The 20,752-nt window shown below is 45.5% G+C and carries 21 protein-coding genes; 2 read left to right on the top strand and 19 right to left on the bottom strand.

Going from position 1 to position 20,752, the window contains the following annotated elements:
• Positions 1 to 203: 203 nt before the first annotated feature.
• From COW20_18200 to COW20_18245, 10 genes are all read right to left on the bottom strand, one after another.
• Complete coding sequence (locus tag COW20_18200; protein PIW46172.1) at positions 204 to 536, bottom strand: hypothetical protein; 333 nt, start codon at positions 534 to 536, stop codon at positions 204 to 206.
• Positions 526 to 1,038 carry a hypothetical protein gene (locus COW20_18205; protein ID PIW46173.1) on the bottom strand — a complete coding sequence of 171 codons (513 nt, stop codon included), beginning with the start codon at positions 1,036 to 1,038 and terminating at the stop codon, positions 526 to 528. The genes COW20_18200 and COW20_18205 overlap by 11 nt, the downstream gene beginning before the upstream one ends.
• A gap of 281 nt (positions 1,039 to 1,319) precedes the next feature.
• A complete protein-coding gene (locus COW20_18210; protein PIW46174.1) occupies positions 1,320 to 1,817 on the bottom strand; it encodes a 1-deoxy-D-xylulose-5-phosphate synthase in 498 nt (165 codons plus the stop codon).
• A gap of 88 nt (positions 1,818 to 1,905) precedes the next feature.
• On the bottom strand, positions 1,906 to 2,340 hold the full coding sequence (locus COW20_18215) for an EVE domain-containing protein (GenBank protein PIW46175.1): 435 nt from the start codon (positions 2,338 to 2,340) through the stop codon (positions 1,906 to 1,908).
• A gap of 60 nt (positions 2,341 to 2,400) precedes the next feature.
• Positions 2,401 to 4,026: a hypothetical protein gene (locus tag COW20_18220; GenBank protein PIW46176.1), complete on the bottom strand. Its 1,626-nt coding sequence runs from the start codon at positions 4,024 to 4,026 to the stop codon at positions 2,401 to 2,403.
• A 655-nt stretch (positions 4,027 to 4,681) separates the two neighbouring features.
• On the bottom strand, positions 4,682 to 5,362 hold the full coding sequence (locus COW20_18225; GenBank protein PIW46177.1) for a hypothetical protein: 681 nt from the start codon (positions 5,360 to 5,362) through the stop codon (positions 4,682 to 4,684).
• Positions 5,363 to 5,384: 22 nt separating this feature from the next.
• A complete protein-coding gene (locus COW20_18230; protein PIW46178.1) occupies positions 5,385 to 5,687 on the bottom strand; it encodes a hypothetical protein in 303 nt (100 codons plus the stop codon).
• Positions 5,688 to 5,806: 119 nt separating this feature from the next.
• Complete coding sequence (locus COW20_18235) at positions 5,807 to 7,294, bottom strand: hypothetical protein (GenBank protein ID PIW46179.1); 1,488 nt, start codon at positions 7,292 to 7,294, stop codon at positions 5,807 to 5,809.
• A gap of 467 nt (positions 7,295 to 7,761) precedes the next feature.
• Positions 7,762 to 8,772, bottom strand: coding sequence for a hypothetical protein (locus COW20_18240; GenBank protein PIW46180.1), 1,011 nt, complete (start codon positions 8,770 to 8,772; stop codon positions 7,762 to 7,764).
• A gap of 10 nt (positions 8,773 to 8,782) precedes the next feature.
• The gene (locus tag COW20_18245; GenBank protein PIW46181.1) at positions 8,783 to 9,433 is read right to left on the bottom strand and encodes a hypothetical protein; all 651 of its coding nucleotides are present in this window, start codon (positions 9,431 to 9,433) and stop codon (positions 8,783 to 8,785) included.
• 763 nt (positions 9,434 to 10,196) lie between these two features.
• Here COW20_18245 and COW20_18250 point away from each other — a divergent pair.
• On the top strand, positions 10,197 to 11,540 hold the full coding sequence (locus COW20_18250) for a hypothetical protein (protein PIW46182.1): 1,344 nt from the start codon (positions 10,197 to 10,199) through the stop codon (positions 11,538 to 11,540).
• Here COW20_18250 and COW20_18255 read toward each other — a convergent pair.
• The 8 genes from COW20_18255 to COW20_18290 all read right to left on the bottom strand — a co-directional run bounded on the left by COW20_18255 (position 11,537) and on the right by COW20_18290 (position 18,785).
• Entirely contained in the window at positions 11,537 to 12,172 is a 636-nt protein-coding gene (locus tag COW20_18255; GenBank protein PIW46183.1) for a dTMP kinase, read from the bottom strand. The genes COW20_18250 and COW20_18255 overlap by 4 nt on opposite strands.
• Positions 12,173 to 12,175: 3 nt before the next feature.
• Positions 12,176 to 13,567 carry a single-stranded DNA-binding protein gene (locus COW20_18260; protein ID PIW46184.1) on the bottom strand — a complete coding sequence of 464 codons (1,392 nt, stop codon included), beginning with the start codon at positions 13,565 to 13,567 and terminating at the stop codon, positions 12,176 to 12,178.
• A 212-nt stretch (positions 13,568 to 13,779) separates the two neighbouring features.
• The gene (locus tag COW20_18265) at positions 13,780 to 14,742 is read right to left on the bottom strand and encodes a hypothetical protein (GenBank protein PIW46185.1); all 963 of its coding nucleotides are present in this window, start codon (positions 14,740 to 14,742) and stop codon (positions 13,780 to 13,782) included.
• Positions 14,742 to 15,299, bottom strand: a complete 558-nt coding sequence (locus COW20_18270; protein ID PIW46186.1) for a dCTP deaminase — start codon at positions 15,297 to 15,299, stop codon at positions 14,742 to 14,744. The genes COW20_18265 and COW20_18270 overlap by 1 nt, the downstream gene beginning before the upstream one ends.
• A 70-nt stretch (positions 15,300 to 15,369) precedes the next feature.
• Complete coding sequence (locus tag COW20_18275) at positions 15,370 to 16,455, bottom strand: hypothetical protein (GenBank protein ID PIW46187.1); 1,086 nt, start codon at positions 16,453 to 16,455, stop codon at positions 15,370 to 15,372.
• A 16-nt stretch (positions 16,456 to 16,471) separates the two neighbouring features.
• Positions 16,472 to 16,888: a VapC toxin family PIN domain ribonuclease gene (locus COW20_18280; GenBank protein ID PIW46188.1), complete on the bottom strand. Its 417-nt coding sequence runs from the start codon at positions 16,886 to 16,888 to the stop codon at positions 16,472 to 16,474.
• A gap of 5 nt (positions 16,889 to 16,893) precedes the next feature.
• A complete protein-coding gene (locus COW20_18285) occupies positions 16,894 to 17,166 on the bottom strand; it encodes a prevent-host-death family protein (protein ID PIW46189.1) in 273 nt (90 codons plus the stop codon).
• A gap of 176 nt (positions 17,167 to 17,342) precedes the next feature.
• The gene (locus tag COW20_18290; protein ID PIW46190.1) at positions 17,343 to 18,785 is read right to left on the bottom strand and encodes a hypothetical protein; all 1,443 of its coding nucleotides are present in this window, start codon (positions 18,783 to 18,785) and stop codon (positions 17,343 to 17,345) included.
• 67 nt (positions 18,786 to 18,852) lie between these two features.
• Between COW20_18290 and COW20_18295 the strand changes: the two genes are divergently transcribed.
• Positions 18,853 to 19,860 carry an aerotolerance regulator BatA gene (locus COW20_18295; GenBank protein PIW46191.1) on the top strand — a complete coding sequence of 336 codons (1,008 nt, stop codon included), beginning with the start codon at positions 18,853 to 18,855 and terminating at the stop codon, positions 19,858 to 19,860.
• Here COW20_18295 and COW20_18300 read toward each other — a convergent pair.
• A complete protein-coding gene (locus COW20_18300) occupies positions 19,857 to 20,546 on the bottom strand; it encodes a hypothetical protein (protein PIW46192.1) in 690 nt (229 codons plus the stop codon). The two genes, COW20_18295 and COW20_18300, sit on opposite strands and share 4 nt — an antisense overlap.
• Between the last annotated feature and the right edge of the window lie 206 nt (positions 20,547 to 20,752).

Genomic DNA, 20,752 nt, shown 5'->3' on the forward strand with positions numbered 1-20,752 from the left:
TCCAACCTTTTCTTATCATAAAAAGAAAATCATGCTTTTATTATTTCTCTATCGGCTACTGCGCCAGTAGAACAAGGAGAGTAACGACGGGTCTGTAAGTACTTTCAGCTGTTTGGCTTGTTCGACGCAGGTGATCTGCGCTGACAAATAAGAATTTATGCCCTTGGGGTACAGCTTGAAGGATACGGTTGCAATAAAAATTTTCATGGAAGAAACTTTTCATGAGGCTTACAGTTCTGCAGAATTCCTTCTGAAACAAATTCGATGTCATTGCCAAACTCCAAACGAATTTTATTGAATATTTCTTCATAATATAAATTAAATTGCTCCCAACTTAATTTGCCCTCTTCAAACTGAATTCTATAATTCTTATGGTCAGTGATATAAAATCCCCATATGGTATTTTCAATTTGAATCTGACCTTCACCTTGGCCATAATTGAGAGCTTTACCAGATCTCTCAAGTGGAATAATTCTTTCTAAATCAGCCAATGATAAAATTATAAATTGGTTTTGGTCTTCAATTTTAATCATCATTGTCAGTTATAATTAAGTCCTTTGGTAATTTATCTATTTTTTTTCCGGAATAAAAATCAAAATATAAATCTTGATTACTCAATAATTTAATATGTAAATATCCGTATTGTCTATCTATATGTTTGAACCAAATGTAAGTGCCTCTTAAAATATTATTTTCAATAATTGATTGTTTCTCCCCTAACAAATCTTTGATTTGATATTGAAAGAGAATCTTGACTTTAGCATCTTGAGAATCCCAACCATAAAAAACCAACGCGACTTCATTATCGTCTGGATGACAACCATCTCTAAATTCATAACTACAACTCAACAATTTAGAAAAGGTAATTATAGTAGGTGAGTTACTCACTATTAACTCTTCTGGAAAAATATAAAATTTTTCGATTCGCCAAAGATGTCTATCTGTTTTATCTGATTCAACTAGAAATAAGTCTAGATATCTTTCTTTTCTAGTTCCAACTACTCGAGCAAAAAATCTACCATCAAAAGAGGATTTCACATATGTGTATGGATCTCCTGGCGAATAAGCATATGAAGCTATACTATGAAATGAGGATATAAAATAGGCAAATAATAATATCTTGAAAGAAAATTTCATTTTTTACCTCTTACATAGTCAAGGGAATGAGTCATTTGCATAGCGCAAAGCCTCAAGTTTACACTTTCCAAATACATCGCAAAACAATTCACAGTTTAATAATTTTTTAAATATTGTCCTCTTCCAAGCCTTGTATTCAGAGCGACCAAATTGTTCACAATTTCAGATCCAGGTCATGGTGGTTAAGCATTTCCGGCCATCCGATTCATCCGAAGCCCTTCATTTTCAGAGGGTTCTTCAAAAAAACGTGTCACGTGAGTGAAGATGGCTTCGGTATCAAACGATGCCCGTTCGGGCTGTTCGAGCCGACGTTTCGCGATCTGCGATAAACATTGCCGATCGCTTAAGTCGAGAAAAATCAATTCATGTTCGCAGCCAATTTCAGCACACAACTGCTTAAACCACTTTCGTTGACCTACCGTATTGGCAGGAAAATCCATCACAACAGAGGTACCCGTTTGTAGGATGTTCTGAACATGTGATTTGATAAAAGGCTTGATACCCGCTGAAAACTTCAGATAGTCATCAAAGGTGTGAATTTGTCCAGAATAATGTGCTGAAAGCCACTCGTCTTCAGATATAAGTACAGCATTTTTATCCGCTGCAAGAACCTTCGCCAGGGTAGATTTTCCGGCTCCCATCTTTCCACAGAAGAAGGTCAGCGTTCCAAATTGTTTCATCATCTCTCCTTACAATCTCCAAAACGGCGGGTCAATAGTGCGCAGCCCCAATTTCTACAGTATTTTCATTCATGCATCCATTCATAGCTCATGCAAACTTCTTACAGCCCATTGCTTCAGCAATAAAGGCAAAATCATGGGCAGGAATTTTGAGTTGACCGAACCTAAAACCGGCCCCCCAATGCGTCTTGTTCTGAATAAAGGAGAGATTTTCAATCAAGGGTTTGATCGCCGCCTCCTCACAGGAAACATACTGCACATCTACTCGGTAAGGCTTGAAATCAGGGTTCATCTCCACTTGATAAATCTCACCTGAGACAATTTCACCAAGAGCAGTAAAAGCTTGAAGGGGTTCTCCGTCTGGATATGCGGTACGTGGAGAATAAATGAGCAATGCATCACCCGCACGAAACTTTTGCAAAGGATATTTTTTGCCGTGATTGAGTTGAATAAATCCCCCTTGAACACCAATCTGGACATGAGCACGTGAAACAACCCCAATCCAATAGTTGCGCTCAGACATGAACAGGTACTCCTTAGACTCTTACTAAATACAAATCTGCCGTGCCTTCAAATTCAAAAACTATTGCTGAATAAGTGCTGCTTTTTTTACCAAAAGAATAAAATCCTCTCTGTAGCCATTTTTATCCAACCCCTTGTTCTTCTCAGCTAATTTTAGCACTTCTCCAAACCCCCATGTGCCAATATATTTTGATTGTCTTAAGAGCATCCCAAAAGCCGCCACCGAGATTGTAAACTTCAAATCTTGAGAGGTCTGCTCCCAGGGCTGGATCTGCTCCTTAATGGTCACAGATACAAGGTTGCTCTTTTCTGACTGGGGGCTTTTGTAACGCAGTTTCAAACTGACAAGTTCATCGGTCGTTTTGGCGAAAGCTTTCACCTGGGTATCCTGGTATCTCAAGTTTTGCCCCATTTTACCGCCACCTGCAGGTTCAAGCTCATAGAGAGCAGTGACAGTAGAACCTGCTCCTAATTCACCGGCATCCTTTTGATCATCCTCAAAATCTTCCGAAGCTAAACGACGGTTTTCGTAGCCAATTAAACGGTAAGATTTTACTTTCACCGGATTAAACTCAAGTTGGAGTTTAACGTCTTTTGCGATAGTAACCAAGGTGCCACCCATTTCCTCAACAAAAATCTTATGCGCTTCAAGGATACTGTCAATATAAGCATATTGACCATTTCCTCTATCAGCAATTTTTTCCATTTTGCTGTCTTTGAGATTGCCTGTTCCAAATCCCACCACAGTTAAAAAAACACCTTCTTTGCGCTTCTCTTCAATCATTCGTTCCATTTCAGCATCAGAAGAAACCCCTACATTAAAATCACCATCTGTGGCCAAAATAATGCGGTTATTGCCCCCCTTAATAAAATACGCTTTAGCCACCTTATAAGCCAGTTCTAACCCTGCGCCGCCTGCTGTGCTTCCCCCCGCATGAAGTTGTTCCAATGCATTGAGAATCACAGATTTTTGATCCCCTGGTGTTGGCGGCAAAACTAGCCCGGCAGATCCGGCATAAACCACAATGGACACATGATCTGATGCTTTTAAATGATCGACCAAAAGTTTAAGGGAGCGTTTGAGAAGAGGAAGCTTGTTCGGCATATCCATTGAACCTGAGACATCAATTAGAAAAACCAAATTTGCTGGTGGGGTTTGAGACAAGTTCAGAGACTTCCCTTTTATTCCAATCCGTAGCAAGTAGTTATTTGGATTCCATGGAGAATATGTCAGGTTTGTTGTAATTGAAAAAGGTTGCCCAGATTGAGGTTCAGAATAGTGATAGGGAAAATAATTGATCAATTCTTCAATTCGAACAGCATCTTTAGGAGGAAGCTGATTTTCATCAATAAAACGACGGGTATTGCTATAAGAGGCCGTGTCAACATCAATGGAAAAGGTACTTAATGGAGATTTTAGAGGATCTTGAAACTCGTTTTCATGGATATAGGCATAATTTTCTGTATTCAAGTCGATATAACGGGTTTCTATTGCATCCTTATGTAAGTGATTTAAACCATTTTGAACAGAATCTGGATTCGAAAGCATTTCAAAATGTTCTCTTGATCTATGCGAATATCTTGTCGAAGCACGATCTTGAGCACCAATAAAATTAGGTGTAAGAATAGAGAATGCAAAGAGAATCAAAACAATAAATAAGGCTCCATAAAGGAGAATTTTTCTCATAAAAATCACCTATACACAGCTTCGTTATCTTCTGGTTTTTATTATTCCCACAATGAATCAATTTAAACCGTTAGAATCATACCCGTCTGACGATCCTTTCTTCTCAATATTTCTTTGCCTTCATTTCTGAACATTTAGAAGAAAACCAATACCGTGTGCTATTCTTGGAGAACAAGCCAACCAGGTTATGTGTATATTGGATTAAGGGTTGTTCAATTCAGTCAGGACTGGCCACCCAATAGAACAGGTAAAGCAACATCCCTGCTCAATATCCTGTAGTTTCAGAGATTTTGAAATTCCAAAGAAGAGGGCGTACTCTGTAAAGTGCTCAAACCTTTGGAGAACGTCCAACTTGGCTTCAGCAAGTATTTACAGATTGCCTTTCTGGCTTATGCGCTGTTCAAATACCTGGTGATTCAATGCGAGATTCTCCCTCAAACGACAGATTGGTACACCCCCAAGGGCTTGGCTTCTCCTGCCAGAGTTCAACAGATTCTATCCCAAGATTTTCAAGCTCAACGAATTTTTCAGGGGGTACTTCAAAACGGTCTCCTCAACAAAAATACTTCATTGGAAGATTTCATGCGATGTTCAGCTACTTTATTCTCCGAAACTACAGTCCGAATACATCTATGTGTCTTTTTTGACGACAGCCCTAGCAAATATAAATCAAGCTCCGTCCCACTACAAAAGATTCTATAAAATCAATATAAAATGACGCCTTATAATCATCCAATATATACTGGCGTAAATTTTCAATCGAACTGTATTTATTTAAAAAAATTTCATAATTGTGCTCTTTAAAGTAATCAAAAAAATCCATATTCACACCATTTCGTTGAAAGCCATCAACATAAGGGTGAGAAATAAAATACACACCTGGAATATTTTCTCTTCTGTAAAATAAACAACTAAAATAGTCAAAGTCTATTTCATAATTGGAATTTAATATTCCTCTTTTTAACCAATTGCCCGGTAAGGCATATTTCGTTGCAAATTCAGATTTTGTATTTATTTCAAAATCTTTAAACTCTCCAAAATTTATATTATCGTAAAGATTTATTATTTTAAAAACTTCTTTTTCGAGACGATCTTGAAGCTCATCTTCAATAAGAATGTGCTGAGAAAATCTAGGATCCAGCTTAAAATTCTGAAGATATTTTAATTTTATTTGCTCATTCTTAACTACTACTATCTCAAAAATGAGTTTGTTATGAGGAATTATTCGAACATAATCACCAAAGTCTGATAATGATACTTCAGAAGCATCAAAGTTATTTTCTAAAAAATAATCCTCCTGGACGTAATCAACAACAAAATAATGAGAAAATAACAAGCTCAAGATACTTCACCCATTTTTAATCATTTTTGTTCGATCTTTCCACAACATCATACATCGTCGCCATCCCCTCCACGCCAAATTCCCTGACCAAAAGATACCCCGGCGGAATTTGATTCTCCATCTCTTTTCTTTTTTTCAGAAAATCTTCTTTACTTTTCCAAATGGTCACAATCTTCCATGACTCTGAATTATTCGGGTTCTGTAAAAGCAGAGTTTGGATGATTTCACTTGGAACATGTTCAAATATTTTTTGAAATTGAAGTTTGAAATCTATCCAATTTTCTTTTGCTATTTTTGCTTCTAATTCTGTAATTAACATGATTGCCTGCCTTTGTTTTAAATAAGCACTTCAAATTTTTGCGTCATCCTTGGGTCACTCTATTTTAGGTATGATACAGTGACCTGGTGAGTTTACGGGTGAAGAATACATTTCAAGTCTTAATCCTGCCAATAGAAAATTAAATCAGCAATTGGCAAGGGTTCCCTGTCTCCAAAAAAGTAAATATTCATACCAGGAAAAATTATTCTGCCTTCATCTCCAAGAGTATAAAGTCCAATTCGATTTGCAATTTTCTCTATCTTTTCCAGAATAGATTTATCCTCCTGGTAAACAGTATTCCCGAATGAGAAGTAAGGGCCAATATAACTTAAACATACATCTGCTTCATCAATTTTCACGATGCAGTATGTACTTGCTCCAGAGGACCCCATCACCTCTCCAGAATCCTTACAGCTAAAGGAGCCTAAACCTTGCTTTTCAATTTCATTCAAGAATTTTTTTATCAAAATTGGTTTGTACTCTGATTTAGGCTCTAATAGTTTTTCTTCAATTAGCCAACGTATATCAGTTCCCCTTAGAGATTTTGGGACCCAGTATCGAATAATCGCACTTCTGATATGCTCAGGTATTGGAGGAACAATCTCCTTAGGATAAGTTGGAATTGAGTTAATAGGTATAGGTAGTTTTTCATCAAGATTTAGGAGAGTATAGGCGGCAAACAATCTTTGTTCTGGTTTTAAGTGAGAATTAGTCACAGCTGCTTCAAGAAGCCCTATTGGCTTGAGTTTTAACAATTTTTTGTAGGCACCGTAGGGTACAGTCCAACTTTTATCACCCAGTAACTGAACTAATACTGGGCTGGAAAATTCAGGATTTATTTCAGACATTCTTTCAAGTGCCCATCTACGGACGTACTCATTTGATTCAGATATTGCAACTGACTTCAATCGATCTTCCAAGCTTCCTGTTTGAAAGTTATCTATTTCATCCAGCATGCCCTTTAATCCACCCAGACTTTTCATTAACAATATTAGCGGTTTAAACTCGTAATTTGAGTCATCAGCAGTAAGTGGTTTGAACTCGTAATCTACTACATCAGAAAAAGTTATGTAGTATCTCTCAATTATTTCTTTTACCGCAGTTCTATCACCTAACAGGCCTCTTGCATCCAGCAATTCTCTATCAGCAAAATTCCAGTGTCCGAGAACCCACTCGCCTTGTTTCATGCTGTTAAAGAGTTCCTGCACTACTGGTAAAAGATCCTTTAAATCATTATCTGTAATTGCGTCTAAAACAGCTTTTCGAACTTCACCCACATCTTCATTGTCTTTCAAAACGCCAATTAGCCCGTAAATATGCTTCAAATCATGGGCTATATTTATTGCATGTATTGCTGATTGCCTTGTGTACCAATTAAGCTTTTTATTTGATGCGATTAAAAATAGTTCTTCTTCTGAGTTTGCTGCTTTACTTAAAGCAAATACAAGCTTTCGATAATCCCTGTACTCAAGTTCAAATTGGTCAGCATCCTCAATTATTGACCTAATAATACCGGGATAACGTTCCTCAATCTTTACAGCTCTTAAAAGCTTATCCGCATCCTCTGACTTGATGAGCTTAAAAAGATTGTTTTTTTCAATCATCATGTCTTTAGTTGTCCTCTGGTTTGTACTTGCAATATGAGTTAGAAAAACAGACTCAACTCTCTCAGGACTACCAAGTCTTGGTGGATAATGTTTTTCATTAGCAAAGCAGTTCAGACCAAAAGAATAAACAGAGAAACAGAGTAAAACTGCTATCCTGGTTCGTATTGGTTTCACTTGCTTTACCTCTGGATATTAATTCTATCAACACATCTTGCTCCGTCAAGATCGTGAAGCTGTTACCTCTGCGCCTGCCGGGTCCGTCCTATCTACTCCGAATACGGTCTAATTTGCTTACAGTCAGTGATTGCGCCGCATACGACAAGGAAACGGCCCGCCCTTAACCTGCGCAGCGGAGCAAGACAGGTTGAAGGGCATTGTTGCGCGATCAAAAGAAGACCCTAAATTCTTATATCTTTTACTCTTTTTAGTACGCATTTTCATTTTATCAGGCCAGCAATAAGTTTTTTTTATTTTGAATTGAATGTTGTTTGATTTGATTTTAATTTTCCTCTCCACACATCCTTTCTAATTTTATCTTCGGATATATTTCCCTTAAAAAAATATTCCATTTGAATTTGGTGTTTTTGAGGAGTTCTATAAGAAAAGAAGTAAGAAAATGAACAGAATTGTATTTCTCTTAAATCAATAACTTTAAAAATCCCTTCATTGTGATTTAACTCAAAAAATTCTTGTGTATTAGAATTTTTGGATTGATAACCTCTCATGCATTTGATACAACCCATCATAATTTGAAGCTTTTTCAGAGAGTCCGAACCGTTTGAACCCCACATAATTAAATAGTTATCAAAGACTGAATCCTTTAAATGATCAAATGTATTTGGGGGTTTAAAATAAATTTTTTTGTGACTTGTATTTTTAAACATCAATAAAATATTTAAGGAACAATTGTCTGTTGATGCATTTTTAGGTGAAGACAAACAGTAAGTGTTACAAAGTGGAAGAATTGTAAACTTCAAACCGTTCAAAGATTGACTTTTTTGCTCCTCTTTAAACTGTATCTCTGATTGATACTTAGTCCAGTTAAAAGCAAGAGAATCATCGTAAAAATCAGATTCCATCGCTTTTAGAATTGTCTTGCGCATGCTGTCTTTAATCGAAGAGTCATTTTTGACAATGCAACCCGAGTGAATATCTTGAATTTGTTTTTGATAGGGTGAAGAATCTATATCACTAGATCTATAAACAACTCCCTTTTTTATAACCTTCGGTCTAATATTAGATTTAATTGAAAAATCCCTGGACTTTTGCTTTGTGTTTTTGAATGGGATAGGAGGGCGCGGGGAACTATAACTTGTAGATTGTGTAGGAATATTGTCTTGTTCTATCCCCGCGACATTAGAATCGGTATGAGCGACTTGATTATCTTGATTAGAATTACAAGAAACAAGCAGGATACTAAGTATCACATAAATACTTGATCTTACTAGTAATTTGTCAGTCTTATTTCTTTTGTTCATTCAATAAATTTTAATATAAAGGTTGCAGTAATAAGGTAAAGTCTAATAATTTATATTTTAATGCTTTAACAATTTTTAGATTTTCTGGATTCTTTCTATTCTTTATTAAGATTGTGTTAAATTTTATTTCATTTGACTCTAATTCACCATTAAAAAATTCTGTACCATAACTATTGGGAGAAATGTCTGAAACATGAAATTTTGCTTTAATTGTATATGTCGCTGGGAATCTATCTTGAAATAACGTATACCAATGACGAAGATCGATAACAAAAATTTTGGATTCACCTGGTCGTAATAGAGTTCGAAACCAATCTCCGATTTTTGGATTATCTATTCTGGGATCTTTTTCATTGATTCTTTTACTTTGAACCATATGATTTTTCTGTTGTTTTTCCGCATGTGGTTTTTTTATATAAAATCTTGATAGCATTTTTTTAAACCCTTGATTATTTTTTTTTGTGGAAAATAACAAATAAATATCATCATTTTCATCATTGTTAAGAAATAATCTATTAGGGATATCAAAATATCTATGTGTACTTACATTTTTAAAAATAATATATGTATAAATAGGATCAAAGCTATATTCTTTAATAGAATAAGAAGCACAGGGTGTATAAATATATACTTGTAATCCAGCAATCGTTTTAACTTTCACTGAATTTAAAGATTTTGGCCAGGTAGGATTTAAAACAGTTTCTAAATATTGTTTGGTTTCTAATTCTGAATTTAGAGAACAACTCATTGAGAATGAAGGTAAAATACAAATATTTGCAAATATAGCTGTTACAATAAAATATTTAAATAATTTTTGCATAATTAAATACAATTAAATTTTTACTCATATAGATACCACTCGTGCAGTCAAGTGAGTGAATGAGTTGCGTGGTGTAGGGTTTTAAATCTAGATGTTTCTCCTCTCCCGTATTGTTTTTCCAGCCTAAAATGCGCATCATAATTTGGTTTTACCCCTGCTTGTTCTTGCAACTACAGATTATCCAGCCCCTGGATAACTCCATCCCCCCCCCCGGCATCCCTTCTCAACAGCTTTTCAGCCTTGCGATAAAACTCCACTTTTTGGAGACTTATTCAGTTCTCGAATAACACCATTATATTTTCTATCTTTTATAATATCTGCAATTGTATTTTCAATCAACTACGCGATAAAAAAGACAATATTATGTCATTTATTAAAATTCAAAACAAAATCATTCCAATATGTCATATTCGATCTCTTCTGTATGTTTTGCTAAAAGACCCTCTGGTCGCTGAGCCGATGGGCAATTCAAACACACCCTTCACGCTCACGCAGAGAGCGCCTAAACCCCGCTCAAAGCCCCCATCAACAGAGCTTATTTTACTTTTGAATAATATATCCCCTATGGTATACTGTTGTATCATCCAGACAAAGGAGCCAAACCATGCAGATTGTCATTATCGGAGGCGACGCAGCCGGCATGAGCGCCGCCATGCAAATTCGCCGTCGTCAGCCCGAATGGAAAATTACGGTCTTTGAAAAGGGCGAGAACACTTCCTATGGAGCCTGCGGCATTCCCTATTATTTCAGTGGCGATGTAGAAAGCCTCGATAAACTGGTGGTCATTTCCCCCGAAGGCTTCCGCAAAAAAGGCGTCGATGTGCAGACCGGCCACGAAGTCATCGCCATCGACCCAGACCAAAAACAAGTCAGCGTGCGCACACCTGAAGGCACAGACATCACGCAAAGCTATGACAAACTCTTAATCGCCACCGGGGCCAAAGCGATTGTGCCCAGTGTCTGGCCCGGCCTGGAGCTCGAAGGCGTACTCACAGTCAAAACCCTGGCCGACTCACGCAAATTAGAGGCCCTGCTGCAAACAGGCCGCAAGAAAGCCGTGATTGTCGGGGCCGGTTATATCGGCCTTGAAATGGCAGAAGGTCTCAAAAAACGGGGGCTTGAGGTCACGGTTTTAGAAAAACTGCCCGGTGTAATGGGCAATCTTCACCCCGGCATTACCGAAAAGGTAGCGGCCGAACTCGCCGCCCATGAAGTCAATCTTCACCTCAATGTCACGGTACAGGGCTTTGAAGGCCAGAATGGCTCCGTCACCCAGGTACTGACCGATCAAGGAGCCTTTGATGCCGATCTGGTCGTGATCAGCCTCGGCGTGCGTCCCAACCTTGATTTTCTCAAAGACTCTGGCATTCCCCTCGGCGCAACCGGTGCCCTGGCTGTCAATGCCCAACAGGAAACAGGCAAAGCAGATATCTACGCAGCCGGCGACTGTGCGGAATCCTTTCACCGCATTATCGAAAAGCCTGTCTTTATTCCCCTGGCGCTGACCGCCAACCGCCAGGGCCGGGTAGCTGGAGCCAATATCTGCGGCGACCAGGACAGCTTCCCCGGCGTGCTGGGCAGTGCCGTCACCAAGGTCTTTGACTATGTGATTGCCCGTACCGGGATTGATACCGCCACGGCCGAACGCGAAGGCATTCCCTATAAAACCGCTGAAGCCAAAGCACCTGCCAAAGCCCATTATTATAAAGGCCACGGCGAAGTTTGGGTGCAGTTGATCTACCATGCCGAAACCCTGCGGCTTTTGGGGGCTTTAATGGCAGGCACAGATGAAAGCCTGGGCAAACGTTCAGACATCGTGGCCACAGCCTTGAGCGCAGGCATGAGCGTGATTGAACTTTCAGATTTGGATTTGAGCTACGCGCCGCCCTTTGCCCCAGTTTGGGACCCCATTCTGCAGGCCGCCAACAAAGCGCGTTTCAGCGTTTAAACCACAGCCTTGAGCCAGTTTTCGAGCTGGCTCTGCAGGCTGTCATAAACCGTATCCAGCGTCCCGCTGGCATCAATCCGGCACCAGCGCTGGGGTTCTGCCTCTGCCAGGGCGGCATAACCAGCCCTGACCCGTTGATGAAACTCCAGCGCTTCGCTTTCAAGCCGATCCTTGCTTGCGCGCACCCCAATCCGCTCATGGCCCAGCACAGGATCCAGATCCAACCAGAAGGTCTGCACAGGTTGCAGCCCCCCAGTGGCAATCCGGTTCAGGGTTGTGAGTTCAGCCAAATCCAGCCCACGGGCATAGCCCTGGTAGGCCAGAGTTGAATCGGCATAGCGGTCACAGAGCACCACCTCGCCCCGTTCCAGCGCAGGACGAATCACCGAGTCCACGTGGTGGGCCCGATCCGCCAGATAGAGAAAAAGCTCAGCACGCGGTGCCAGCACTTCGTGGGGGTGGTGTTCAAGAATCAGGCTGCGAATCCGGCGGCCATAATCACTGCCACCGGGCTGACGGGTCATCAGCACCGTACGCCCCTGGCCACGCAACCACGCGGCCAGACGTTCAATCTGGGTGGATTTGCCTGCACCTTCGCCGCCTTCAAAGCTAAAGAAGAGACCTGGGGTCACGCCTTAAAAATCCGGATGCATCATTTTCAAAGAATAATCCGGATCATCCATTTCGCGGAACATTTCTTCTTCTTCTTCACTGGGCGCATCGAGCTGCATGATCTGACGCAGCGATTTCTGAATCTGGTAAATCGTATTCGAACGCACCATATGCACAGGAATCTGGCGAGCTTCTGCTGCGTCGATGATTTTGCGGTGCTTCTTATACGAAGACAGCAGCATCAACACATCGGCTTCGTCCAGGTTTTTGGTAATGCGCACGGGCAGACGCATGGTCTTGATCACGCGCTCCACCTGGCTGCGGCTGACCGCATAGGGATAGACATGCAGCTCGCTCTCGCGTTCGCCGGTCACATTGACCATCTGCTGCTTCATGTCCACGCTCTGCTGCTTGATCTTCTTGACCTTGCCGTGTTCATCCACCATACGGATTTCAGGCGCAGGCATCTTGCCACGCAGATACTGATCGACCACATCGGCCACGTCGATATGAATCGCCAATTGGTAGCGATCCTGAATTTCAATCGCGATATCAAAGGTGGGGGGCGATTTGCGCTCCAGCACCGTTTTTTGGGTGCCGCGCCGTTTGGCCTCTTCATCCCCCAGGGTCACGCTGTCAATGCCGCCCACTAAATCATTCAGTGAGGGATTGAGAATCAGGTTTTCAATGCTGTTGCCGTGGGCGGTGCCAATCAACTGCACCCCCCGCTCCGCAATGGTACGGGCGGCATCGGCTTCGGCCTCGGTACTGATTTCATCAATGATGATCACTTCAGGCATATGGTTTTCAACCGCCTCAATCATCACGGCATGCTGTTCGGCTGGGGTGCGCACCTGCATGCGGCGCGATTTTCCAATCGCAGGATGGGGAATATCGCCATCACCGGCAATTTCGTTGGAGGTATCGATCACGACCACGCGCTTGTGCAAATCATCCGACAAAATACGGGCCATTTCACGCAGTTTGGTGGTTTTACCCACCCCAGGACGGCCCATAAACAGAATACTGCGGCCCGATTCAACCAAATCGCGCACAATATCGATGGTGCCTTGAATGGCACGGCCCACACGGCAGGTCAGGCCGACAATCTTGCCCTTGCGGTTGCGAATACAGGAAATCCGGTGCAGGGTACGTTCAATCCCGGCACGGTTATCATCGCCAAAATCGCCAATATGCTGGGTGACATGATCCAGGTCTTCCTGAGAAATCAGGCGCTCGCTGAGATATTTAATCGAACCGGGGTAGCGGGCCTCGGGCTCACGCCCCAAATCCAGCACCACCTCAATCAGCTCTGAAAGGTTGGCTTCTTTTCGCAGAGTCTCGGTAACCCAGGGGGGGAGATGCACCAGGAGTTCATCCAGGTTGTCGGTTATCAGTTTTTCAAATAGTTCCATGGGATTCCTTTCCGTGGGACGAATTTTGGGGAAATATGGTCAGGGGCCAGGAAAAAAAACAGGAGGCTGAAGGCTCAGCACAGGTCATTGTAGACAATGACGAAAGAGTTCCCTCTGGTGTTCCAGGGGTGGTTCTCTTTTTCAATACATGCATTCCGTCTGGTTATCCTCCGCGTTGAAGCGCACGATCTTTAGTATACTCTTTTGCGGGCTCAGCTTGCTACCACAGAACGCACAAGCGCTTTGGCACGTTCCAGTTTCTCGTGATAGAGCGCTTCAGAAAGGGGCTCAGAGGGGCTCAGATCGAGGTATTTGCGCGCAAAGCTGCCCATACCAATGCCCTGAATCGCGCTTTGACGCTCACGGGCCATGCGTCCGGTCAAATCGTTGGTTCCCCCCGAAACCTGAATAAAACTCTTCAGGCCCGCAGCACGGAGATATTCAGCCAGTTCCAGACAGGGCAGGGTCGATTTCTCGCCCTTGCGGCCACTGATCGGTTTGCCATCGGCTTGAATAAGCATCTCTGAACCCACTGCCTTTTCAATATCCTGGGCCAATTGGGCAATTTCAGCAGCGCTTTGCCCATGCGCCCCCATGCTGAAAGCCAGCAGTTCAAAGGCCGCGCGAAAGGGAGCCAGACTGTCTAAGAGGGTTTGCAGTTCAGCACGGCCCCCATCTCCGGTATGCACTTCCAGGGCCGTGGCCCCTGCTTCCAGGCATTGAGCCAGCAAAGCCCCTACCTCCGCCAGCGGCTCTCGGGGCACCAGACTCAGCGCATCGCTGGGGCAGGCAATCACGCAATGGTCACAGCCCAGGCAGTTTTCGAGCCGAATTTCAGACTCCACAAAAACCTCATGCGGGCAGGCATTGACGCAAAGTCCCCGGCTGTCACAGCGCTGAAAATCTTTTTCCACCCGCAGAAAATGCAAATCCTGGTTAATCCCCACACTGACCATGATCAAGGGCAAACCGGGTACAGGCACCTTTGCCGCCGCAATCCCGGCTCGGGCCGCATGCACCAGTTCAGGCCGTGCCCCCACATCAATCACGTGTGCCCCTGCTTCCGCAAAAATCCGGGCCAGCGTCGCAATAAACTCGGTATTGCGGTAACTTGCGCCACAGATCAGCTTAAAAAAGCGTTGCTCTTGCAGAGCCTCTCGAATCGCCGGATGCATTAACGAATCTTGGGCAAGACAATCCCTGTCTGAGACTGGTATTTGCCCTCACGGCTGCGGTAATTGGTTTCACACACCTCATCGCCCTGAAAAAAGAGCACCTGACACAGGCCCTCATTGGCATAAATCCGACAGGGCAGCGGCGTGGTATTGGAAATTTCAAGCGTCACGAAGCCTTCCCAACCGGGCTCAAAAGGGGTGACGTTCACGATAATGCCACAGCGGGCATAGGTGCTCTTGCCCAAGCAGATGGTCAGCACATCATCGGGAATTTTAAAGTATTCAATCGAACTGGCCAAAGCAAACGAATTGGGGGGAATGGTGCAGACATCGCCAATGAAATCGATGAAGGAATTTTCATCAAAGGCCTTGGGGTCGACCACCGTGTTGTTGATATTCGTAAAAATTTTAAAATGGTTACTCACCCGCAGGTCATAGCCATAGGAGGAAAGGCCGTAGGAGATAATCCCCTGAGAGACCTGACGTTCCACGAAAGGCTGGATCATGCCTTCTTCCAATGCCATTTTGCGGATCCAGGTATCTGATTTAATGCCCATAATCGTCCTTTCTAAAAGAGCAGGATACCTGTTCCATGATACGGATCTTCGCCAGCAGTGGCAATCTAAATCATGGAATCGATTCGAGCATTTGAATCACACCCAGCGGGGGCAGAAGCGCCTCAGAAACCGCCGTACCCATCGTGCTCAGGACCTTATCTTTTCCTGTTTCTGTGGCCGAAATCTGCAGAAGTGCCAGATTGCGACCCTGCTGAGCCGTGACATACAAACGGGTATCGTCCTGGCTGACCGCCAGCCCCAGGGGAGCATAGGCCGGAAACTTCACCTCGCTGCCATCGAGGGCAAGGGTTTGAATCAGTTTTTTAGTTTGAACGTCGATCACCAGCACCGAGGCCGTTCCGCTGGCACTGAGATACAGGCGGCTGCCCGCATGGTTAACCGCGATTCGCTCCGCCAAAAGCGGGCGTTTTTCTGTGGGGGAGCTTTGCAGCTCAATCGTCGTTTCAAGCTTGGAACTGGCGGGATTGATCAGATAGAGTTTGTCTTGAAATTCATCCAGGGCAAAGAGCGTGCCACCCACCACTTTCAGATCTGAAATCCGGCTGCCTTCAGGCAAGCTCAGTATTTCACTCACCCGGTAACTGTCACTGTCGCGCAAAACCTCCAGCAGACGGGGTTGGGCTTGATCAGCCACCCACAGTTTTGTGCCCTCGCTGTTCAGCGCAAAAGCCGATGTCTGGGCCCCGATCGGTAAATTCACATATTGCTTGAGCGGAGGCTGACGCAGGCCATTCAAGCGGTAAACCGCCAGACGGGGCGAGCTTTCAGAAGCGGCCCAAAGCTCACGGTGCACCGGGTTATACGCCAGTCGATGGGGGTGATCCACAGTGCCCACTTTGCCAATCCGGTAATAGGTGCGCGCGTCATTGCGCTGAAAAACGGAAATCGAACTTTCCATCTGATTGGCAATAAAAAACAGGCCATCGGGCCCCATCACCAGATCGCGAGGAACCTGACCGGTATCAATCCAGCGCTCCACACGGTGCACCAAGGTATTAAAGACCAGCACCCGGTTTTGGGTCGGAGAGAGAATCAAGGCCTGAACAGTGGCCGTGGTATCATCCTGGGGCACTCGTTTGCCACAGCTGAAAAGCAGCAGGGGTAAAAGCAAGAAACCAAGAATAGGTTTGTACATGCTCTGATTATACCCTCTAAAGTGACCAATCGATGCTTTCAAGTTCAAAATGGGCATAATCTGCCAGGTTGCGTGTCACCAGGGTCAGGCCATGTACCCGTGCCACGGCAGCAATCTGTCCATCGGCAAAGGGGGGCGTCAGGCCTTGCCCCTCCAGACGGGCGCGTTCACGGGCATGCCATTCAGCAGCAGGGGGTGAATAGGTCAAAATGGGCAGGGTGGCCAGCACCACCTCGTGCAGATAATTTTCAATCGTGCTGCGCTTTCGCCCTTTGGGCAAACGGTAACAGCCATAAAAGAGTTCATGAATCACGATACTGGCAGTCGCGCAGCGATCTGCCTGCGTTTGCAATTGCGAAAGAATGCGGGGGTTCGGCTGGGGGCGCAGGGGTTCAGAGAGAATATTGGTATCGAGCAGATAGGTAAGGGTCACAGGGTTTACCAGTGAAAGGAGCGGCCAGGGGAGGAATCGCGGAGATTGTCGAAGGTATCATCAGGGGGAAGGGGTTCAGGGGGGTGTGAGAGAAAGGCTTGAAGGGCGGTGCCGAAAGAGGGTTGCGGGTGGGTCAGGCGTGAATAATCATCCATCGAGAGCAAGACCGCGACGGGTTTCCCGCGCCGGGTAATTTGAACGCAGGTGCCTGTCTCCGCCGCATGCACGAGGCTGGGCAAAGCATTTTTCGCTTCGGCAATCGAATAGGAACTGCTCATTTCAGGCCTCCAGATGGCTATCTATATGGCTATATTATAGCAGAAAAAGAGCAGCTGCTGACGTAAGGCTCAAGAAAAATTCAGTCCTCATCGCGGAACATCAAGGGCCTGGCACCATCGAATTTGCGGATCCGCACAGCGACAATCGCTTCAACCCGCCCTTTTAGGCCAAGAGTTTAAGACAAACGGTGAATTTCAAGCAATTGCGGCGGGGTCGCATCGGGGGGATAGACCAGCTCCAATTTCAAGCGCCGTGTTTCACCCGCAGGCAGAACCAAAACCTTCAGGGCCGGGGCCTCTTCTCCTGCGCGTAAAACCTGATGCAGCCAGAAATCCTCGGGCTTTTGTTCTGGCCCCCAACTCAAGCGCAAAGAGCCCCGAAAAAAAACAGCTTCCGCAGGCGGCGAACGAAAAACAGCCAGCGCTTCGCCCGGTGAGCGCTCGATTACTTTCAGGGGTTGGTGTAAATAAACCGCATAGCTGCGGGCCTGGGGATCAGGATTCTGCAAATCCGCCTCCAGCAGATAATGCACCCCATAATTGCCGTGTGATTGAACCGCCGTCCCCGGCACCCGCACCCGCAAAGGGGCACTCTGATTCTGGCCCGTGCCCATGCGCTTGAGATAGACGCTGGAAAGTGGAAAGCCCACACGCTCACCGGGTGCTTGGGGCAAGTCTTCCAATTTGCCTCGCCAACTGGCCCCACTGACCATGCCTGCGACGCGTCCATAGCGGAATCCCCCTGCCGGAGGCGGCTTCGCGGGGTCATATTCCGTGACAGGAATTTCAGGTGGGCCCGCCACCTGACCGGAAGCCAGCAAAGTCAATAAATCCTGAGGCCGGGGCGGAGAACCACTGTCTGAAACCCACGACAAAACAGAGAGATGCACAGGCTCCAAACTTTCAAAGCTTAACAGCGCAGAGAGGGCATTGTCCTGCTGTAAAACCCAAAGAGGATTGGTGGGAATCGCCTCCAGAAAGATCACCGCTTGCTCGCCCGGAGCCAGCAAAATCTGCTGCGGATTCAAGGTGCTTTCGTCGCGCAGCACCGCCAAAGCCAGGCGATCTCCAGGGCCCGAAAACAGCTCGCCCCGTGGATTGTTATGAATCCCCGCCACAGGCTTAAAGGGGGCCTCAGGCCAGGTTCTGAAAAATGCGCCTTTTTTCAGGGTCAGGCGCAAGCTCTCCTGCGAAGGATTGCTTGCAACCACCGCCAGATAGACACGGGCACTTGATAAAACAGCCGTCCGCGCCACATGGTGCATAAACAGCTCGAAGCGCCCCTGCAGAGGAATGCCCAGCTTGCGGCCCTGGTTCAAATCACCGGCTGGCAGCGTAGAAACCAGAATCCCGGATTGTTCGATCCGTTCTGGACTGTTGCTGTGCAAAACCGGCATGCTATCCAGGCTTCCTGGCAAGGGCAGAATCCGCAGTGGATGTGTGCTTTCGGTAAAGGAATCGGCCTGTTCAGGCTTCTGAAGCGCAGCACAGGCCGCAAAAAAACCCAAGAGACAGAGCAGGGCCAGACGTGGAAAAGGCTTACAGATTCGTATACTCATGTTTTGAATTTTAGCCAGGAGCCCCCAAAGAAAGCAAGCTAAAGCCTCGCTTTTCAGCAAAGTCCTGCCCCAGCCTGAGGGGAATGACCTATACTGAAAAACATGAATCTTCAGTCAAAATACAGTCATGCGCTTCGCCAATCCTGAAGCTTTTTTACTGCTGCTTGTGCTGCCCCTGTTCTGGTTTCTGCGCAGAAACCGCCAGGAACCCAGCCAGGCCATGCCCCTGCCTGCCTACCAATTTTTAAAGGATATCCGTCAGCCCTGGCCCTGGAAACTCTGGCTTCCCCGCCTGCTGACCCTGCTCGGTCTGATTTGCCTGATCAGCGCGATGGCCCGCCCCCAGGCCGGACGGGAAGTGACCAGCACCAAAGAAAAAGGCGTGGATATTATCCTGGCACTGGATACTTCCGGCAGCATGCTGGCAGAAGACTTTCTGCCCAACCGCCTGGAAGCCGCCAAAAAAGTCATTGCTGAATTCGTGCGCAACCAAAAAAGCAACCGGGTCGGCATGGTGGTTTTTGCCGGGCGTTCGTTTACGCTTTTGCCCATGACCACCGACTACAGCCTGATTATTGAAGCCATCAAAGATATTCACCCCCATATCGTCAAAATCGACGGCACAGCGATTGGCGACGGCATTTCCAATGCGATTTACCGCTTTCGCGAAGACAATCTCAAAAGCCGGGTCTTGATTCTGCTCACCGATGGTGAAAACACGGCGGGGAATATTAAACCTTTGGTGGCGGCCCAGGTCGCCCGCCAGAAAAATGTCCGCATTTACACGATTGGCATGGGCAAGGCCGAAGGGGTTCCCATTCCGGTCACCGATCCCCGCACCGGTCAGCGCTACTATGTTCGCGACCGCAGTGGCAACCTGTACCTCAGCCGTATCAACGCCAAAGAGCTGACTGAAATCGCACAGCTCACCGGGGGGCTCTATTTTCAGGCCGATAATGCCGAGAAACTCAAGGATATCTACAAACGCATCGCCGAAATGGAAAAAGCTGAATACGAGGTCAAGCACACCACCCTGTATCTGGAACAGATGGTCTGGTTTGGCGTGCCTGCTTTGATTCTTTTGATGCTGGCCCTGCTGATGAACCTGACCGTTTCACGGGTCTTGCGGGTTTAAGAGGCCAGGCTGAGTTGGGGGTGCCCAATCACCACATGGTGCGCCTTGCAGCGGGGCTGGTACTCTTCATCCCCAATCAAAACGGTGGGGCTGTTATAGTGGGCGGGCTGCCCATTGAGCAAACGCTGAGAAAAGGGGGCCTCTGCGCCACAGCTTTCACACAGAGCGTGCAGGGCAATCCGCGAATCACAGCTTTCAATCAGATCCTGCATGGTCTTGCCTGAACTGGCATAGTCTTTTAAGGGAAAAAATTCACGGCGAAAATCACGGTCCAAACCCGAAAGAAAAACAGAGAGACCGGCTTGCCGCAAAATCTGACAAACTTCCAGCAAAGCTGAATCGAGTAAAAAAACCTCATCAATCAGGCAGGCTTGGGGTTGACGGCCTTCCGGCAGACAAGCCTGCAAGGTCAGGGCCTGTGTTTCTGGGCAAGGGGCAGCAGCCTGTGTGCCCTCACGGATCAGCTGCAAAATTTCCTGGGCACTGTCAACGCCCAAGGCCTCGATATCACGGCAGGCCGCATCCCGCGATTTAATAAAACAACCATCCCGCGTATCCTGACGGGGTTTAAAAGCCAGAAAAGGAATTCCGGCGGCATAAAGTTCTTCGGCTTTTTGAACCAGATAGCGGGATTTTCCACTTTTCATGGGGCCATAGCAAATTTCAAGCTGGGGTGTTTCGTGCACGGGAGTGTGATCCTTGCCGCAAAGTAATACCGTATCCTACCATGTTTTTTTTGCAACCCGGAACCCAGCACAAAGGCTCAGAATCAGGTCGAAAGAATGCGTAAAAAGCTGCGCTGGGTTCAAAAATCAGGCCAAGGCACTCTGCTCAGAATTTACAAAATTCAACAAAAAAAACAGCCCCCCTGAAGGGGCTGTCTCGCGCTACT

The organism is bacterium (Candidatus Blackallbacteria) CG13_big_fil_rev_8_21_14_2_50_49_14 (assembly GCA_002783405.1).
Classification (GTDB): domain Bacteria; phylum Cyanobacteriota; class Sericytochromatia; order UBA7694; family UBA7694.